General features: G+C 67.8%; 1 protein-coding gene. It reads right to left on the bottom strand.

From position 1 onward, the window contains the following. A partial coding sequence (locus AACY52_RS30975) for a TIM-barrel domain-containing protein (RefSeq protein WP_339561491.1) occupies window positions 1–459 on the bottom strand: 459 nt, incomplete at both ends.

Below are 459 nucleotides of genomic sequence, written 5' to 3'. Positions count from 1 at the left end.
GATTGAGCGTCATGCTGGTGGACAGCGTCAGGTGCGCCCAGGTGGGGCTGTTGTCGCCGGTCCAGGTGGCGGCGTAGCGCTGGCCGCCGGCGTAGCTGGCGCGGGTCAGCACGAAGGGCCGCTCGTCGGGGGCGATCGTCAGGAGGCCCTCGTAGGTGGCGCGGGAATTCTGCATGCCGAACACGTTGTGGATCTCGGCGTGGATGGCTGTGCGCGGCGCAAAGCCCGGCTCGTCGATGCGGTGAACCACATTGGTCGGCATGGTCTTGGACGGGACGAACACCGCCGGCTCGTTCATGTCGTTCCAGAAGCCGGCCACGCCCTGGTCGTGGAAGGCGCGATAGAGGCCGCCCCACCAGTCGCGGGTCTGGGCGCGGGTAAAGTCGGGAAACACGGAGGGTCCCGGCCAGACTGGGCCTACGTAGGTCTGGCCGTCGACGGTCTTGACGAAATGGTCGC

The organism is Pseudomonas sp. EA_65y_Pfl1_P113 (assembly GCF_963970525.1).
Lineage (GTDB): Bacteria > Pseudomonadota > Gammaproteobacteria > Pseudomonadales > Pseudomonadaceae > Aquipseudomonas > Aquipseudomonas tritici.
This window is presented reverse-complemented; position numbering and strand designations above follow the sequence as displayed.